General features: G+C 70.0%; 14 protein-coding genes. 10 read left to right on the top strand and 4 right to left on the bottom strand.

The window, feature by feature from the left end:
- Nucleotides 1–34: 34 nt before the first annotated feature.
- A complete protein-coding gene (locus tag O5I81_RS11890) occupies nucleotides 35–931 on the top strand; it encodes a LysR substrate-binding domain-containing protein (RefSeq protein ID WP_271065097.1) in 897 nt (298 codons plus the stop codon).
- Nucleotides 932–978: 47 nt separating this feature from the next.
- Nucleotides 979–2961 carry a TonB-dependent receptor gene (locus tag O5I81_RS11885; RefSeq protein WP_271065096.1) on the top strand — a complete coding sequence of 661 codons (1983 nt, stop codon included), beginning with the start codon at nucleotides 979–981 and terminating at the stop codon, nucleotides 2959–2961.
- Here the strand turns inward: O5I81_RS11885 and O5I81_RS11880 are convergent.
- The gene (locus tag O5I81_RS11880; RefSeq protein WP_271065095.1) at nucleotides 2951–3478 is read right to left on the bottom strand and encodes a CinA family protein; all 528 of its coding nucleotides are present in this window, start codon (nucleotides 3476–3478) and stop codon (nucleotides 2951–2953) included. The genes O5I81_RS11885 and O5I81_RS11880 overlap by 11 nt on opposite strands.
- 98 nt (nucleotides 3479–3576) lie before the next feature.
- Here O5I81_RS11880 and O5I81_RS11875 point away from each other — a divergent pair, with 98 nt between their 5' ends.
- Nucleotides 3577–4566: an FAD-dependent oxidoreductase gene (locus O5I81_RS11875; RefSeq protein ID WP_271065094.1), complete on the top strand. Its 990-nt coding sequence runs from the start codon at nucleotides 3577–3579 to the stop codon at nucleotides 4564–4566.
- Complete coding sequence (locus O5I81_RS11870) at nucleotides 4566–5735, top strand: acyl-CoA dehydrogenase family protein (protein ID WP_271065093.1); 1170 nt, start codon at nucleotides 4566–4568, stop codon at nucleotides 5733–5735. The genes O5I81_RS11875 and O5I81_RS11870 overlap by 1 nt, the downstream gene beginning before the upstream one ends.
- A 3-nt stretch (nucleotides 5736–5738) precedes the next feature.
- On the opposite strand, the gene O5I81_RS11865 is transcribed toward O5I81_RS11870, so the two are convergent.
- Nucleotides 5739–6464, bottom strand: coding sequence for an energy transducer TonB (locus tag O5I81_RS11865; RefSeq protein ID WP_271065092.1), 726 nt, complete (start codon nucleotides 6462–6464; stop codon nucleotides 5739–5741).
- 152 nt (nucleotides 6465–6616) lie between these two features.
- On the opposite strand from O5I81_RS11865, the gene O5I81_RS11860 reads away from it, so the two are divergent.
- From O5I81_RS11860 to O5I81_RS11850, 3 genes are all read left to right on the top strand, one after another.
- Complete coding sequence (locus tag O5I81_RS11860; protein ID WP_271065091.1) at nucleotides 6617–7426, top strand: transglycosylase SLT domain-containing protein; 810 nt, start codon at nucleotides 6617–6619, stop codon at nucleotides 7424–7426.
- A gap of 84 nt (nucleotides 7427–7510) precedes the next feature.
- Complete coding sequence (locus O5I81_RS11855; RefSeq protein WP_271065090.1) at nucleotides 7511–8767, top strand: hypothetical protein; 1257 nt, start codon at nucleotides 7511–7513, stop codon at nucleotides 8765–8767.
- 3 nt (nucleotides 8768–8770) lie between these two features.
- Nucleotides 8771–8992, top strand: coding sequence for a hypothetical protein (locus O5I81_RS11850; protein WP_271065089.1), 222 nt, complete (start codon nucleotides 8771–8773; stop codon nucleotides 8990–8992).
- Nucleotides 8993–9310: 318 nt separating this feature from the next.
- Here the strand turns inward: O5I81_RS11850 and O5I81_RS11845 are convergent, their stop codons facing one another.
- Both O5I81_RS11845 and O5I81_RS11840 read right to left on the bottom strand, forming a co-directional pair.
- Nucleotides 9311–10504, bottom strand: coding sequence for a CaiB/BaiF CoA-transferase family protein (locus O5I81_RS11845; protein WP_271065088.1), 1194 nt, complete (start codon nucleotides 10502–10504; stop codon nucleotides 9311–9313).
- Between the two features lie 161 nt (nucleotides 10505–10665).
- Complete coding sequence (locus O5I81_RS11840; protein WP_271069022.1) at nucleotides 10666–12429, bottom strand: ATP-binding protein; 1764 nt, start codon at nucleotides 12427–12429, stop codon at nucleotides 10666–10668.
- Nucleotides 12430–12633: 204 nt separating this feature from the next.
- On the opposite strand from O5I81_RS11840, the gene O5I81_RS11835 reads away from it, so the two are divergent.
- The 3 genes from O5I81_RS11835 to O5I81_RS11825 all read left to right on the top strand — a co-directional run bounded on the left by O5I81_RS11835 (nucleotide 12634) and on the right by O5I81_RS11825 (nucleotide 15069).
- Nucleotides 12634–13782: a DUF2336 domain-containing protein gene (locus O5I81_RS11835; RefSeq protein WP_271065087.1), complete on the top strand. Its 1149-nt coding sequence runs from the start codon at nucleotides 12634–12636 to the stop codon at nucleotides 13780–13782.
- Nucleotides 13783–13977: 195 nt separating this feature from the next.
- On the top strand, nucleotides 13978–14238 hold the full coding sequence (locus O5I81_RS11830; RefSeq protein ID WP_271065086.1) for a hypothetical protein: 261 nt from the start codon (nucleotides 13978–13980) through the stop codon (nucleotides 14236–14238).
- A 48-nt stretch (nucleotides 14239–14286) separates the two neighbouring features.
- Nucleotides 14287–15069: an NUDIX domain-containing protein gene (locus tag O5I81_RS11825; protein ID WP_271065085.1), complete on the top strand. Its 783-nt coding sequence runs from the start codon at nucleotides 14287–14289 to the stop codon at nucleotides 15067–15069.
- The last annotated feature ends 7 nt before the right edge of the window (nucleotides 15070–15076 follow it).

The following is a 15076-nucleotide window of genomic DNA, read 5'->3' as shown; positions in this document are numbered from 1 at the left end:
ACGGGTCCTCCTGCTCTATCCATTAGTCAGCCTTATGTCAGACGTCCTCGCCACCGTTCCGCTCAGCGCCATTCGGATCTTCGAGGCGGCCGCCCGCCTGAAGAGCTTCACCCGCGCGGCCGAAGAGCTGGGCATCACCCAGGCGGCGGTCAGCTGGCAGGTGAAGGCGTTGGAGCGTCGGCTCGATCAAGCGCTGTTCCAACGGCTGCCGCGCGAGGTCGTCCTGACCCCATCGGGCGAGCGGTTGGCGCGCGCATCCAGCGAGGCGGTCAATCTGCTGCGGGCGGCGATCTCCGACCTGACGGAGACCGGCGAGGGGGTGCTGGCCATCACCACGGTCAACAGCCTGGCGGCACACTGGCTGGCGCCGCGCATCGGGGCTTTCCAGGTTGCGCACCCGAAAATCGCCGTGCGGCTGGAGACCAGCAACCGGCTGGTCGATCTGGCCCACGACAGCATCGACATCGCCATCCGCGCCGGTCACGGTCAGTGGCCGGGCCTGGAAGCGCACTACCTCTTCCCCAACATCCAGACCCCCCTGTGTACGCCGGACATGCGCGACCGGCTGGGCCTGACGCGGCCTGAGGACCTGCTGACCGCGCCCCGCATCGGCTCGGAGGCGGAATGGGCGGTCTGGTTCTCGGAGGCCGGCGTGACCTCGGTGCTCGGCCCGGCCGCCCCGACCCGGCTGATGGCCGACACCCAGACCCTGGAAGTCGCGTCGGCGCTGGGCGGGCAGGGGGTGGCGCTCGGCTCCCCGATCCTGTTCTCGCCCGAGATCGCGGCGGGACGGCTGGTGCGGCCGTTCGCGCCGGTCATGCCGCTCGGCCATGGATACTGGCTGGTCTATCCGAAGGACCGGCGGCGCTCGCCGAAGATCGCCGCCTTTCGGGAGTGGTTGCTGGTCCAGGCCGCGCCGTTCGCCTCCTGACCGGAAATCCCCTTCGCCCGGCGGGGCGAGCGCGCTAGACGGTGGCGATGCTCCAGGACCTTCCCCCGACCGTCGACCAGGTTGTCGTCGAAGCCGCCCGACTGTCGCCGTCGCCGGTCGATGCTGTCTTCTCCGTGGTCAAAGTCAATGAGGCCATCGCCACCGCGCCGCGTCTCGACGAGGCGTTGACCGGCGTCCCCGGCGTGCAGCTGTTCCGCCGCACCTCCAGCGTCGCCGCCAATCCGACCACCCAGGGGCTGTCGGTGCGCTCGATCGCCGGCTCCGGCGCGGGCCGGGCCCTGGTCACCCTCGACGGCGCGCCGCAGAACGATCCTTTCGGCGGCTGGGTCATCTGGTCGGGCCTGCCGCCGGTCAGCATCGAGGGCGCGCTGATCGTACGGGGCGCGGGGGCCGGGCCCTATGGGGCGGGGGCGCTGACCGGTGTCGTGCAGCTGTCCGAGCGGACCCGTGTGCCGAGCCATGGTGAGTACGAGATCTTCGCCGGCGAGCGGTCGTCCTATGGCGCGCAGGGCGCTTTCGCGACCGGCGACGTCTTCCTGGCCGGCGCCTGGCAACAGAGCGACGGCTGGACGCCGGTGCGGGCCGGGCGTGGCGCGGCCGACGCGCCTCTGGCCTATGAGGCGATGTCGGGGGTGGTGCGCTATGCGCCGAGCCTGGGCCCCGTCGATCTGGCGTTGCGGGCTTCGGCCTATGAGGAGAAACGCGACAGCGGTCTGGTCGGGGCCGAGTCGCGGGCGACCGGCGCGGCGCTGTCCGCGGCCGTGGCGGGACGCTCGCCGGGGCTGGGGACCGAGTGGCGGCTGCAGCTGTGGGGCCGGGTTTCCGATCTCGAGAACAGCTCGGTCGCGGTGGCGGCGGGGCGGGCATCGACCACGCCGGCCAGCGAGCAGTATGCGACGCCGGCGGTCGGGGTCGGGGTCAATGCCGCCCTGCGCATGGACCGGGGGACCGGCGGCTGGGAAGTCGGCGGCGACTTCCGCTACGCCGACGGCGAAACCCGCGAGCATTACCGCTTCATGGCCGGCGCCTTCACGCGAGGTCGGGTGGCCGGCGGATCGCAGACGGTCGGCGGCCTGTATGGCGAGGCCTGGCAGGACCTGGGTCCCTGGCGGTTGACCGGCGGCGGCCGCATCGACCACTGGTCCAGCTTCGACGGCAGCCGGCAGGAACGGGACCTGGCCACCGGCGCCTCGACCCTGAACTTCACGCCGGACGACGCCGAGGGCTGGCAGCCGACGGCGCGGATCGGCGTGCGCCGGTCCGGCCCGCTGGTCTTCCGCGCCGCCGCCTATGCCGGTTTCCGGCCGCCGACGCTGAACGAGCTGCACCGGCCCTTCCGGGTCGGCAACGACGTCACCGAGGCCAACGCGAGGCTGGAGCCGGAGGTGCTGTACGGGGCCGAGCTGGGTCTCGGCGGGGAGGGGAGCTGGCGCTGGAGCGCCACCCTGTTCACCAGCCGGCTTGAGGGGGCGGTGACCAATGTCACCATCGGCGTCGGTCCCGGGACCTTCCCGATGGCCGGCTTCATCCCGGCGGGCGGCGTGCTGCGCCAGCGCCAGAACGCCGGCGACATCGATGCGGTCGGCGTAGAGGCGGAGGTCTCGCGGCAGTGGGGCGAGGTGTTCGGGCTGCGCCTGGCCGGCGCCTGGACCGACGCCGAGGTCGATGGCGGCAGCGCCGCGCCACAGCTGACCGGCCTGCGCCCGGCCCAGACGCCGAGGGTGAGCGCCAGCGCCGACCTGACCTGGCGGGTGGTCCCGCCGCTGAAGCTGTTGGCCTCGGTGCGTTACGAGGGCCAGCGCTGGGAGGACGACCTCAACAGCCGCTCGCTCGGCGCGGCGACGATGCTGGACCTGCGGGCCGACTGGCGGATCTCGGGGAAGGCCGGCCTGTGGCTGGCGCTCGACAATGTCACCGACGAGGCGGTCGAGACGGGGCAGACGGCGGACGGCATCGAGAGCTTCGACGCCCCGCGCACCCTGCGCATCGGGCTGAAGTTTACGCCCTGAGGTCCAGCGCCCCGGCGATCAGGTCGAGGCTGGTCTCCAGGCAGCGCAGGCGAACGGCCGCCCGGCCGATGTCGCCGTAGAACTCGACATGGGTCCTCAGGCCGCCCTCGCGGGTGGCGCAGGCGAAATGCACCAGGCCGGCGACGGAGTCGGGATCGTCCGGCGTCGCCTCGCAATAGCCGGTGACCGACAGGGTGATGTCCGCCTCGGAGGCCTTCAGGGCGCCGCGGGCCATGGCGGCGGCGACCGGCTGGCTGACCGCGCCCTCGTCCTCCAGCATGCGTTCGGGCACGCCCAGCAGATCGATCTTGGCGGTATCGGTGTAGGCGACAAAGCCGCGCTCGAAGGCGTGGGAGCAGCCCGGCACGTCGGTCAGCAACGAGGCCAGCAGGCCGCCGGTGCAGCTTTCGGCGGTGGCGAGGGTGCGGTTCTGGGCGCAGGCGGCGCGGAGGACGCGCAGGGCCTTGCGATCGATTGCCGGGCTTACGGCCGGGGCAAGGGCTTCGGTGGCGCTCACGTGTGTGGGGTTCCCGACTTAGTCCAGCCTCGGTAATCGCTCGGCGGAGCAATTGGTTCCGGCTTGACCGGACGGCGTCGAAAGGGTTGCTGACGGCGATGACGAGTCTACGAGGCAAGACAGTGCGGGTGGCCGGCGCGGGCGTGCTGGGGCTGTCCATCGCGGCGGAACTTGGCCGCGCCGGAGCGACCGTGGCGGTGTTCGATCCCTCGCCGGGGACCAGCGCCTCCAGTGTGGCGGCCGGCATGCTGGCCCCGGCCTTCGAGGCGGGACTGGATGCCTTCTCGGCGCCGCACCTGCCGCTCTACCGGGCGGCGCGGGACATGTGGCCGAGCTTCGCCGCCCGAATGGGCATCGTCCTGGACCGGTCGGGCGCCTTGTACGTCGATGACCGGCAGCAGGTGGTCGCCGACGCCTTCAAGCTGCGGGGCATCGCCCATGAGGTGCGGCCGGAAGGCGTCTTCACCCCCGAGGACCTGAGGATCGATCCGGAGCAGGCGCTGGCGCGACTGCGGGGCGTGGCCATCGACCATGGCGTGGCCTTCATGGACGAGCCGATCACGGCGGCCTCGCCTCGCTCGCACACCATCGCCGCCACCGGCTGGTCGCCTGTCGGCTGGGCCCCGGAAAGCGCTGTGGTTACAGGCATCAAGGGCCAGATCATCAAGACCGGAGCGGCGCCGCACGAGGGACCGGTTCTGCGCCGCGACGCCGGCTATATCGCCCCCGCGCCCGGCGGCGCCCTGGTCGGGGCGACCATGCAGCCGGGGGTGACCGATCTGGCGCCGGACGCGGCCATCTACGACCTGCTGGCCAGGCTGCTTCCGGCCGAAATGGGGGCCCAGGCCTTCAAGGGGCAGGTGCGGGTCGGCGTGCGGGGCGCGACCCCCGATGGCCTGCCGCTGGTCGGGCCCAGCGCCGCGCCGAGGGTGTGGCTGGCCATGGGCGCGCGGCGGAACGGCTGGCTGCTGGCTCCGCTTGTGGCGGCGATGATGCGGGCGTATCTGGCCGGCGATGATACCGGGCCCTGGACGGCGATGCTGGATGCGCGCCGGTTCACGGCCAAAGCAGAAAAGTCGGAGGATTGATGTCGGGGTTCTGGCTGACCGAAGAGCAGGAAGCGATCCGCGAGGGCGTTTCGAAGGTGATGGCCGACTTCGGCGACGAGTACTGGCGCAATGCCGACGAGACCGGGCGGTTTCCGGAGGAGTTCGTCTCCGCCATGGCGGCCGGCGGCTGGCTGGGCGTGGCCATGCCGGAGGAATACGGCGGCGCCGGCCTGGGCCTGACCGAGGCGGCGATCGTCATGCAGACGGTGGCGCAGTCGGGGGCGGCCTTCACCGGGGCCAGCGCCATCCACCTGAACATCTTCGGCCTGATGCCGATCGTGAAGTTCGGCACCGAGGACCAGAAGCGCCGTCACCTGCCGCGCACTATCGCCGGCGAGGACAAGGCCTGTTTCGCGGTGACGGAGCCCAACAGCGGGCTGGACACCGCCAGCCTGGAGACCCGGGCCGAGAAGCACGGCAACGGCTACCGCATCAACGGCCGGAAAATCTGGACCACCATGGCCCAGCGGGCCAACAAGATCCTGCTGATCGCCCGCACCACGCCCAAGGAGCAGACGGCCAAGCCGATGCAGGGGCTGAGCCTGTTCTACACCGACTTCGACCGGGCCCGGATCGACGCCAAACCCATTCCCAAGATGGGCCGCAAAGCCGTTGAATGTAATATGCTTTTCATCGAGGACCTGCAGGTCCCGGCCGAGGATTTGATCGGTGAGGAAGGCAAGGGCTTCCAGTATCTGCTGGCCGGCCTGAACCCCGAGCGGGTGCTGTTCGGGGTCGAGGCGGTGGGCATCGGCCGCGCCGCCCTGGCCAAGGCGGCGACCTACGCCAAGGAACGCATCGTCTTCGGCCGGCCCATCGGCCAGAACCAGGGGGTGCAGCACCCCCTGGCCAAGAGCTGGGCCGAGCTGGAGGCCGCCAACCTGCTGGCCTTCAAGGCGGCGGCTCTCTACGACGCCGGCAAGGACTGCGGGGCTGAGGCCAACGCCGCCAAGTACCTGGGCGCCGAGGCCGGCTTCCGGGCCGCCGAAGCCGCCGTGCTGGCGCACGGCGGCATGGGCTACGCCAAGGAGTACGATGTCGAGCGCTACATGCGCGAGGCGATGATCGCCCGCATCGCACCCGTCAGCCGTGAGATGATCCTCAACTTCATCGCTGAACGGGTGCTGCTGCTGCCCAAGAGCTACTAGGGGTCATTCCTCCAGGCGGAAGTTGAGGGGGATCTGCACGGTCGCCCCGTCGATGACCTGTCCGTCGACGGTCTGCGGCTTCATCCGGAAGTTCCGGCTGACCTTCAGGGCGGCGCCGCCGAAGCCGTATTCGGACGGGGTCTCGCTGAGCACCACGCAGTCGCGGACATTGCCGGTGGTCGTGACCTTGCAGCTCAGCCGCGCCGTGCCGGAGATGTTCTGGCGCAGGGCCCGGTCCGGATAGGCGCCCATCATCTGGGCCGGGGTCGGCTTGCGCAGCCAGTCGGGTTTGCCGATCACTGAGGGCGGCTTGACCGTCGGCGGCGTCACTGGACCAGGGTTGATGGTGATCGGTGGCGGTCGCGGGCCTTCAGCGATCACGACAGGCTTGGGATCGGCCGCCAGCGGCGTAACATCGACGAAGTCCGGTGGAATGACCGGGTCATGAAGCTGCACCGTCGAGGTCTGCTTCACCTGCGGCTCCGGCGAAGGCTTGGGTTCGGGCGGGGGAGGCGGCGGCGGGGGCTTGTAGAATTCCCCGTCGATGTAGTCCGGCTCGATGCGGGTCACCGGCATGACGAACTTCTTGTAGGCCAGGTAGGCGCCGACGCCGGCGTGGGCGGCGACCGAGAGGGTGAGGGCGACCACGAAGGGGGTGCTGAGGCGCTTGCGGCCCTGCGGATCGTCCGAGACGGGGAAGGGGTGGTCGGAGAAGGTGGCGACGGACATGTCAGTCCTCCTGATAACGAGAATGACATATGTAAGCCATATGATTTGACGTGCGTAAAGTCTTAGATTGCACAATTGTCAAACAGGCGTTGGGCGGCCCCTTTAATCGTGGTTAATCAGGTCTTAACCGAACCGGCCCACACAGTGGGGTCATGGCGGTAGAGTCCATCAGAGGGGTCGTCGAATCGGCGATCCAGCGGGCGTCCGAGGCGACGGGCGTCGACTTCTCCTTCCTGCTCGGCACGGCCAAGCGGGAGAGCGGGCTGAGACCCCACGCCAAGGCCCAGACCTCGTCCGCCGCCGGCCTGTTCCAGTTCGTCGAGCAGACCTGGCTATCGACCCTCAAGCGCCATGGCGGCAAGTACGGCTATGCCCGCTATGCCGACCTGATCACGCAAGGGACCGACGGCCGCTACCGGGTGAACAGCCCCGAGGCGCGGGCGACGGTGATGAACCTGCGCTACGACGCCCGCGCCGCCTCGCTGATGGCCGGCGAACTGACCAGTGACCATGCCGACTATCTGCGCGGCCGCATCGGCCGTTCGGCGACGGCGGGTGAGCTCTACGCCGCCCACTTCCTGGGGCCGAAGGGCTCGGCGCGGCTGATCGAGGCGGCGCGGACCCAGCCGGGCGTCAGCGCCGCCGGCCTGTTCCCCGATGCGGCGGCGGCCAACCGCCCGTTGTTCTACAAGGCCGGCCGCCCGGTGTCGGTGGCCGAGCTCTACAACAACCTGACTGCCACCGGCGGCGCGGCCTCGGCCCTGCGCGACAAAGGGGGCGAGCGCGACCAGGGCTTCCTGCAGTACGCCGCCGGCCGCGGCAATCGCCAGGCCGAGGAGGACGCCCTGGTGGCGTTGATCCTGCGGGGCTCGCAAGGGGCCGAGGGGCGCGGCGGCGGATCGGGCTTGGCCGGGTCGGTCTTCTCCGCCGAGATGCTGCGCGTCCTGTCGGAATCGCGCTGAGGCTAACCCGGAAGGCGAAAGCCGTTCACGCCCCGCCGCCGGACCGGCTAGGGTTGCCGCCGGTTTGGTGGGCGGGGGCGTTCCATGACGGTTGAAGTTCTGCTCATGAACCGGACGGCGGTGGCCATGGCCGCCGACAGCGCCGTCACCATCACCTCCGACCAGCCGCCCTACCAGATCAGCCAGACGGGGGTGGTGAAGACCTTCGTGCTTAGCGGCCGCACGCCCAGCGGCATGATGATCTTCGCCTCGGCCGAGTTCTGCGGCTGTCCGTGGAGCACCGTGGTCGATCACATGCGCGGCCAGGGCCTGGGCGGTGAAGCGACGCTGGCCGACACCGTCGCCGGCTTCATGTCCCGCCTCAATGGCCTCTGCAACTCCGACCTGGTCGAGGCCGGGGACGGGGTGATGACGTTCCGCATCTTCGCGGTGCAGGCCATCGCCGACTTCCGACGCGCCGCCGACCAGATCGGCGAGGCCCATCCCTCGCTGAGGCCGGACGAGGTGCTGACCGAGGCGGTCGGCCAGCTGGAGCACGAGGTCGGGACCGAGGCGGCCTGGGTCGATGGCGAACTCTCCTATGTGCAGCGCGAGCGGATCGGGACCGAGACGCCCCGGCTGAAGGCCATCATCGACGACAATCTCGACAACATCGTCGGCCTGGCCCTGGACGCCTTTTTCGAGGGCCAGGTCATCGGGCCGGATGTCCGGCTGCGGCTGGCGGCGGCGGTGCGCACCGGGCTGATCACCAGCTGGATGCCGTCGGGGGCGCGCTACACCGGCGTGGTCATCGCCGGCTTCGGGGCCGACGAGGTGTCGCCGGCCTATATCGAGCTGCATGTCATGGGGCTGATCGGGGACCTCCTGAAATACCGCATCGCCGACGCCGAGCGGGTCGGGCGGGACAATCCGGTGGTGGTGCGCTCCTTCGCGCAGAACGGGGCGGTGGACCGGTTCCTCTATGGGGCGGACGAGGAGTTCACCGGCGAGGCCTTCCGCCGGGTGGCCATCCTGACCATGAGCGAGATCGAGCGGCTGAAGACCGCCGCCGGCAAGACCGGCGACGCCGAGTTCTGGGGTCAGGTCGACCAGGCGGTGATGCAGTCGGCGCTGCTGGGGCTCTATTCGACGCGCCTGTCCTGGCGCGAGGCTATCGAGGCCAGCTTCGACCAGAAGGTCCGCACCGCCAGCGTCGGGCCATTGGGCGATCTGGCGGGACAACTCCTTTCGCTGCCGCTGACCGAGTCGGAGATGATGGGGAACATGACCGTGGCGCGTCCGTTCTCGATCCTGCGTCTGTCCAAGGCCGGCGCGGTCCTCAGCCACCCAACGGAGCCTTAGGCGATGACTTCCAAACCACTGGCCCCCGTCACCACCGTCAACGCCGCCGAGCGGGCCGCCGATCATGCGCGGGCCAGGCTGATCGCCGGTCAGCCGAACAAGACCGTCAAGGTCCAGACCCTGTTCGCCGAGCCCGGGCTGGCGGCGGCGACCGAGACGGTGGCCCGCAAGGTCAGCCAGCGGCCGCTCGCCGATCCGGCCAGGCGGATCCCGCCCGAAGACTGAAGCGGCCTATCGAAGCGGCAGGCCATTATACCGCCGCCGCTCGACCCACAAAAACAAGCGACGTCTTTCGCGGACCGCGCGACGCGGGCCCAAAGCCATGGCCCGTGGGCTTTTGCGTGGGCCGGCGTCACGCGGTCGTGGGTCGGAGCGTAGGTCGATGGGTAGGTCGATGCGCGGGGATTGTGGGTCGCCCAGGCCCACGAAGCGACCTACGGCCGCGGCGCTGTGGCCTGCCACGGCGTTGGAGGGGCGTCACAGACGATGAATATGCCTAGACATATTATTTAAGTTATTGTGATTTATGGGGTTTTACCCCGCCTAGGCCGCCGCTCCGGCCTCTCTGAGGGCGGCGATGGCGTCAGCGGAATAGCCCAGCTCAGCCAGCACCTCGTCGGTGTGTTCACCCAGTTTCGGGGCCGGTCCGCGCGGTCCGTCCTCGGCGCCCGGGAAGCGGGCCGGGGAGGCGGGGGTCTTGTTGAAGCCGCCCTTGCCGTCCGGGATCTCGGCGAAGCAGCCGGCGGCGATGGCCTGTTCGTCCTGCACGACCTCGCGCGGGGTCTGGACCGGGGCCCAGGTCAGGTCCTCGGCGTCGAAGCGGACGGTGAGCTCCTCCAGGGTCATGGCGCCGATGGCCTCGTCCATCAGGGTGACCAGGGCCTCGCCGTTGAGGCGACGGTCGCGATTCTTGAGGAAGCGCTCATCTTCGACCCATTCGGAATGGCCGACGGCCTTGGCGATCTGCGGCCAGTCGACGCCGCCGGTGCGGACCAGCAGGCAGATCCAGCGGCCGTCGGAGGTCTTGAAGAAGTTGGCCAGCGGGTTGACCGCCGCGTGACGGGGCCGGGTCGAGGCCAGTTTGCCGAAGCGCAGCTGGATGGCCATGTCCGAGCCGATCGAATAGACGCCAGTGCGCAGCAGGCTGGTTTCCACCAGGCGGCCGACGCCGGTGGTCTGGCGTTCGAACACCGCCGCCAGGATGGCCGACACCGTGGCCATGGAGGTGATGTGGTCGCCCATGGCCGTGCGGATCGGGAAGGGCTCGACCCCCTTGGGGGCGGTGATGGCGGCGACGCCGGAGCGCGACCAGAAGCTAGCCACGTCCATGCCGGCCTTGTCGATGTCGGGGCCTTCGAGGCCATAGCCGGTGAGGCTGGCGTAGATCAGGCGCGGGTTTACCGCCTTCAGGCTCTCGTAGTCGAAGCCCGAGCGGCTGAGGGAGCCCGGCCGGTTGTTGGTCAGGAAGACGTCGGCCTCGCGCACGAGCTTCAGGGCGGCCTCGCGGCCTTCCGGCTTGCTGATGTCGAGGACGACGCCGCGCTTGCCGCGGTTGTCCATGTCGAAGACCGGGTTGTCGTTCTCGCCGGTGTCGAAGGCGTCGAAGAACATCCGCATCGGGTCGCCCTTGGGCGACTCGATCTTGATCACCGAGGCGCCCCAGTCGGCCATGATCGCCGCGGCGCCGGGAGCAGCGATGTAGGTGGCCAGTTCGACGACCTTGAGACCCTTCAGCACTTCGACGCTCTCCCGTTGTTTGCGCCATCATGGCGGGGTGAGGGGGGCGAGGGAAGGTTGTCGGTGGGGAAGGGGTCGGAAGAGGGGACACATTGAATTGCCGCGCACCGGCGGCGTGAGCCCAGGCGCGGCGCCAGCGGCAATTCAATGTGTCCCCGTTTCTACCCCGTCGCGAAGGCCGACAGATCGCGGCCCGCCGCTTGGTCCCGGCCCTTGGCGGCGGCGTCGGCGACGGCGCGGGCGACGCCGGCGACGGTGACGGGTTTGCGCAGGACGGCGTCGGCGCCGGCGGCCAGGCATTCGCGGGCTTCCTCGGCGTCGCCGCCGATGACAGCGATGATCGGCATGGCGCCGGCCGGACCGTCGAGGCCGCGCAGGGCGGCGGCGGTGTGGGCCCCGTCGAGGCCGGGCATGCGGCCGTCGAGCATGACCAGGTCGAAGTCGAGGGCGCCCGCCAGTTCGACCGCCCGCTTGCCGTTCTGGGCATGGACGACCTGGTGGCCGAGCTGTTCGAGGATGGCGCGCAGCATGGCGGCGTTGAGGGCGTCGTCCTCGGCGACCAGCACGCGCATGGCCCGCTTGGAGGGGGCGATGGGGCTGCGCAGGGTCGATTCGTCGGCCTCGGTCGGGGCGACGGCGGCGTGGTCCCAGGGCAGTTCGAAGGTGAAGCAGCTGCCGACGCCCAGGGCGCTCTGGCCCTTCAGTTCGCCGCCCATCAGGGCGGCCAGCTGGCGGGAAAGGGAGAGGCCTAGGCCGGCGCCGGGCACGCCGGCGCCGGTGCGCTCGACCCGGCGGAAGGGCTCGAACGCCAGTTCCAGCTCCTCGGCATTGAGGCCGGGGCCGGTGTCGGCGATGGCGATGACGACGCGGCCCTGCTCGTCGAGCGCCAGCCGCACCTCGATGCGGCCGCGCAGGGTGTATTTCACCGCGTTGCCGATCAGGTTGGACAGCACCTGGCGGGCGCGGGTGACGTCGCCGACCACGGCGCCGTGGGCGCCTTCGAGCGCCTCTTCGATATGGACCGACAGTTCGACGCCCTTGGCCGAGGCGTGCGGGCGATTCAGCAGGACCAGCTCGCGGGCCAGGCGGACCGGATCGAAGGGCTGGCTTTCGAGGGCCAAGCGGCCGGCTTCGGCGGTTTCCGAATCGAGGGTGGCGTTCAGCACGGCGATCAGTTCGTTGGCGGCCGTGAGGGCGGCGCCCAGCTGTTCGCGGCTCGGCGCGGCGCGGCCGCCCTGGCCGGCGGCGGCGGCCAGCACGTGGGTGACGCCGTTGAGGCCGTTGCGGATCTCATGGCTGAGGGTCGAGACGATGTCGGACTTGGAGCGGGCCAGCTTCTGGGCCCGTTCGAGGGTTTCGCCGCGTTCGGCGATCAGGGCCTCGCGCTCGGCGGCCAGGGCGAACTGCTGGCGCATCATCTGGTTGAGGATCAGGCAGAGGGCCATGGCCAGGGCCATGGCGCCCCAGACGGCCAGGCCCTGGTTGCGGCTGTCGGGGTGGCTGAAGAGAGCGATCAGCGGACCGGCGGCGGCGGCCGGGGCGACGATCAGCAGCGCGGGCAGAAGCGGGGCGCTGAAGAAGAAGCAGACAATGGCGCCGGCGGCGGCCATCAGCAGCAGCGGCTCGCGGGCCGGCCCCGCGCCGTCGGCGAGGGCGGCGACCTGGGCCACGGCGCCGGCCCACAGCAGGCCCGAGAGGACGTGGATGCGGACGCGGCGGCCGACCGGGATGTCGGGGGTCACCCGCATCCAGTTCACGACGGCGTAGAAGGCCCCCCAGTTGAGGGCGAAGATGGCGAAGCTGGCCGCCATCCACATGGAGTTTTCGGCGAAGGAACCGGCCCAGACGAAGACCGGCAGGCTGACCGCGAAACAGGCGAGGGCGTAGGGCATCAGCCGCCGCTGGGCGTCGAGGCACTGGGCCATGAAACTGGCGCCACCTCGCGGTGCAATGTCGGTATGGGCGGCTTCGAACACGACAAATCCCCGCTTGTTGCCGGGGCACAATAGGGTCGACAGGGTTTGCGAGCCGTTACGGGCCAGCGTTAATCCACAGGTCTTTGAGCAAGGCCTCGTTAAGCCTAATCCCGCATTATCGTTTACCGACTCGGGGACCTTGAGACAGCACAGATGACCACGACGCGGGCCTCTCTGACCGACATCGATGTGCGCACCCTGTTGAAGGGGGCGACGGCCGACGAACGGGCTCTGGCCGCGCACAAGCTGTGCCGGGTGCTGGACCGCGAGGCGCTGAGCGCGGAGGACCGCGCCAAGGCGGCCGATATCCTGCGGGTGATGGCCGCCGACGCGGCCGAGCTGGTGCGCCGGGCCCTGGCGGTGACCCTGAAATCCTCGCCGTTGGTGCCGCGCGACGTGGCCATGAAGCTGGCCAGGGATGTCGAGAGCATCTGCCTGCCGATGCTGAATTTCTCGCCGGCCTTTTCCGACGACGATCTGTCGGAAATCGTGCGGCTGGGTGGGCCGGTGCGCCAGGTGGCGATCGCCAAGCGGCCGGCGGTGTCCGAGAAGGTGACCGCGGCCATCGTCGAATTCGGCGTCGAGGCGGCGGTGGAGACGGCGGCGGCCAACGACAACGCCACCTTCTCCGAACGCACCCTGACCCGGGCCCTGCAGCGCTTCGAGAAATCGGAGAAGGTGCTGGCGGCGGTCGCCTATCGCAACGTGCTGCCGGCCTCGGTGACCGAGAAGCTCATCGACCTGGTCGGCGACCAGGTGCGAGAGCATCTGCTCAGCCATCATTCGGTGTCGCCCGAACTGGCCCTGCAGATCGCCATCGGGACCAAGGAACGGGCCATCGTCGACCTGGTCGACCAGGCCGGCCGCGCCGCCGATCCCAAGGCCTTCGCCCTGCATCTGAACCGGGCCAAGCGGTTGACCGCCAGCCTGCTGCTGCGGGCCCTGGCCCACGGCCACATGAGCTTCTTCGAGTGCGGGATCGCCGAGCTGGCCGGGGTGCCGCACCATCGCACCTGGTTGATGATCCACGACGCCGGCCAGCTGGGCCTGCGGGCCATCTATGAGCGGGCCGGGCTGCCGGCGCGGCTGTATTCGGCCTTCCGGGTGGCGGTCGACACCTACCACAGCATGGAGTTCGACGGCGGGCCGCGGGATCGCGAGCGCTTCCAGGAGCGGATGCTGCAGCGCTTCCTGACCCAGGCCCAGACCACCCAGCGCGAGGATGTCGACTACATGCTCGACAAGCTGGACCGGCTGGCCGAGGAGCGGGTGCGGCCGGTCCGCCGCAAGGGCGCGGCCTGAACCTCGCCCGCCCGGCGGCGTTTTGGCCGGAGCAGCGCAGGAGACAGCCATGGCCTTTCGCGACGTCCGCTTCGTGCATGTGAGCATCGCCGCGCCGCCCGAGGGGGTCGCTGCCTATCTGCGGGATGCCGCAGGCTGCCCGAGTGGGCGCCCAACTTCGGCGACGAGATCAGACCGGATGGGGACAACTGGGTCATGCGGACCAGGACCGGGCCGTTCAAGGTGCGGATGGTCGCGGAGAACGATCTGGGCGTCGCCGATCACTGGGTGACGCCGCCGGGCGGGACCGAGGAGCTCCACAACGCCATCCGGGTGACGGAGAATGGGGTCGGCTGCCTGGTGGTGTTCAACCTCTACCGGCAGGACGGTTTCGACGACGCGCAGTTCGACGAGGACGAGGCGTTGGTGTCGGCCGATCTGCGCCGTCTGAAAGGGCTGATCGAGGGCGAGGCCTGACCTTAGGTCAGACTTGCGAGGGGCCCGAGCGGCGCTCATCCTGCACCCATGTCAGAAAAGCCCGCCGTCGCCATCCGCCCCGCCTCGACCATCCTGCTGGTGCGGGACGATCCGCAGTTCGAGGTGCTGATGGTCAAGCGGCACCACCAGATCGACTTCGCCTCGGGCGCCCTGGTGTTTCCGGGCGGCAAGACCCACGACGGCGACCACGACCCGGCCTGGGCCGACTGGTGCGTCGCCTGGGAGGCGGTCGAGGCCGATCAGCGGCCGCTGCGCATCTGCGCCATCCGCGAGGCCTATGAGGAGACCGGCATCATTCTCGGACGCTACGAGAACGGCGAGCTGTTCCATGGCGACGACTGGGCGGCGTCGGTGCGCGGCGAGGTGGACCGCGGCGAGCTGCCGTTCATGGATGTGGTGCAGCGGCTGGGGCTAAGGCTGGATCTCAGCATCCTGACGGTGTTCGCCCGCTGGATTACGCCTGACATGATGCCCAAGCGGTTCGACACCTGGTTCTACGTGGCGACGGCGACGGACGAGCAGCTTGCTTCCTGTGATGGGCGCGAGACGGTGGATGCGGAGTGGATCCCGCCGCTGGAGGCGCTGCGGTTGGCCGAGGCCGGCGAGCGGACGATCATCTTCCCGACGCGGATGAACCTGCAGCTGCTGGGCGAGGCGACGAGCGCGGCCGACGCGACGGCGCGGGCGGCGGGACGGAGGCTGGTGACGGTGCTGCCAGTGGTCGAGCGGCGCGAGGGCGGCGGGGTGTTGGTGATCCCGCCGGAGGCCGGTTACGGGGCGGTCGAGGAGCCGTTGTCGGCGGTGCGGTAACCAACTC

The organism is Caulobacter sp. NIBR1757 (genome assembly GCF_027912495.1).
In the GTDB taxonomy this organism is placed as follows: Bacteria; Pseudomonadota; Alphaproteobacteria; order Caulobacterales; family Caulobacteraceae; genus Caulobacter.
Note: the sequence above shows the minus strand (reverse complement) of the source record. Positions and strands in the feature narration are given on the sequence as shown.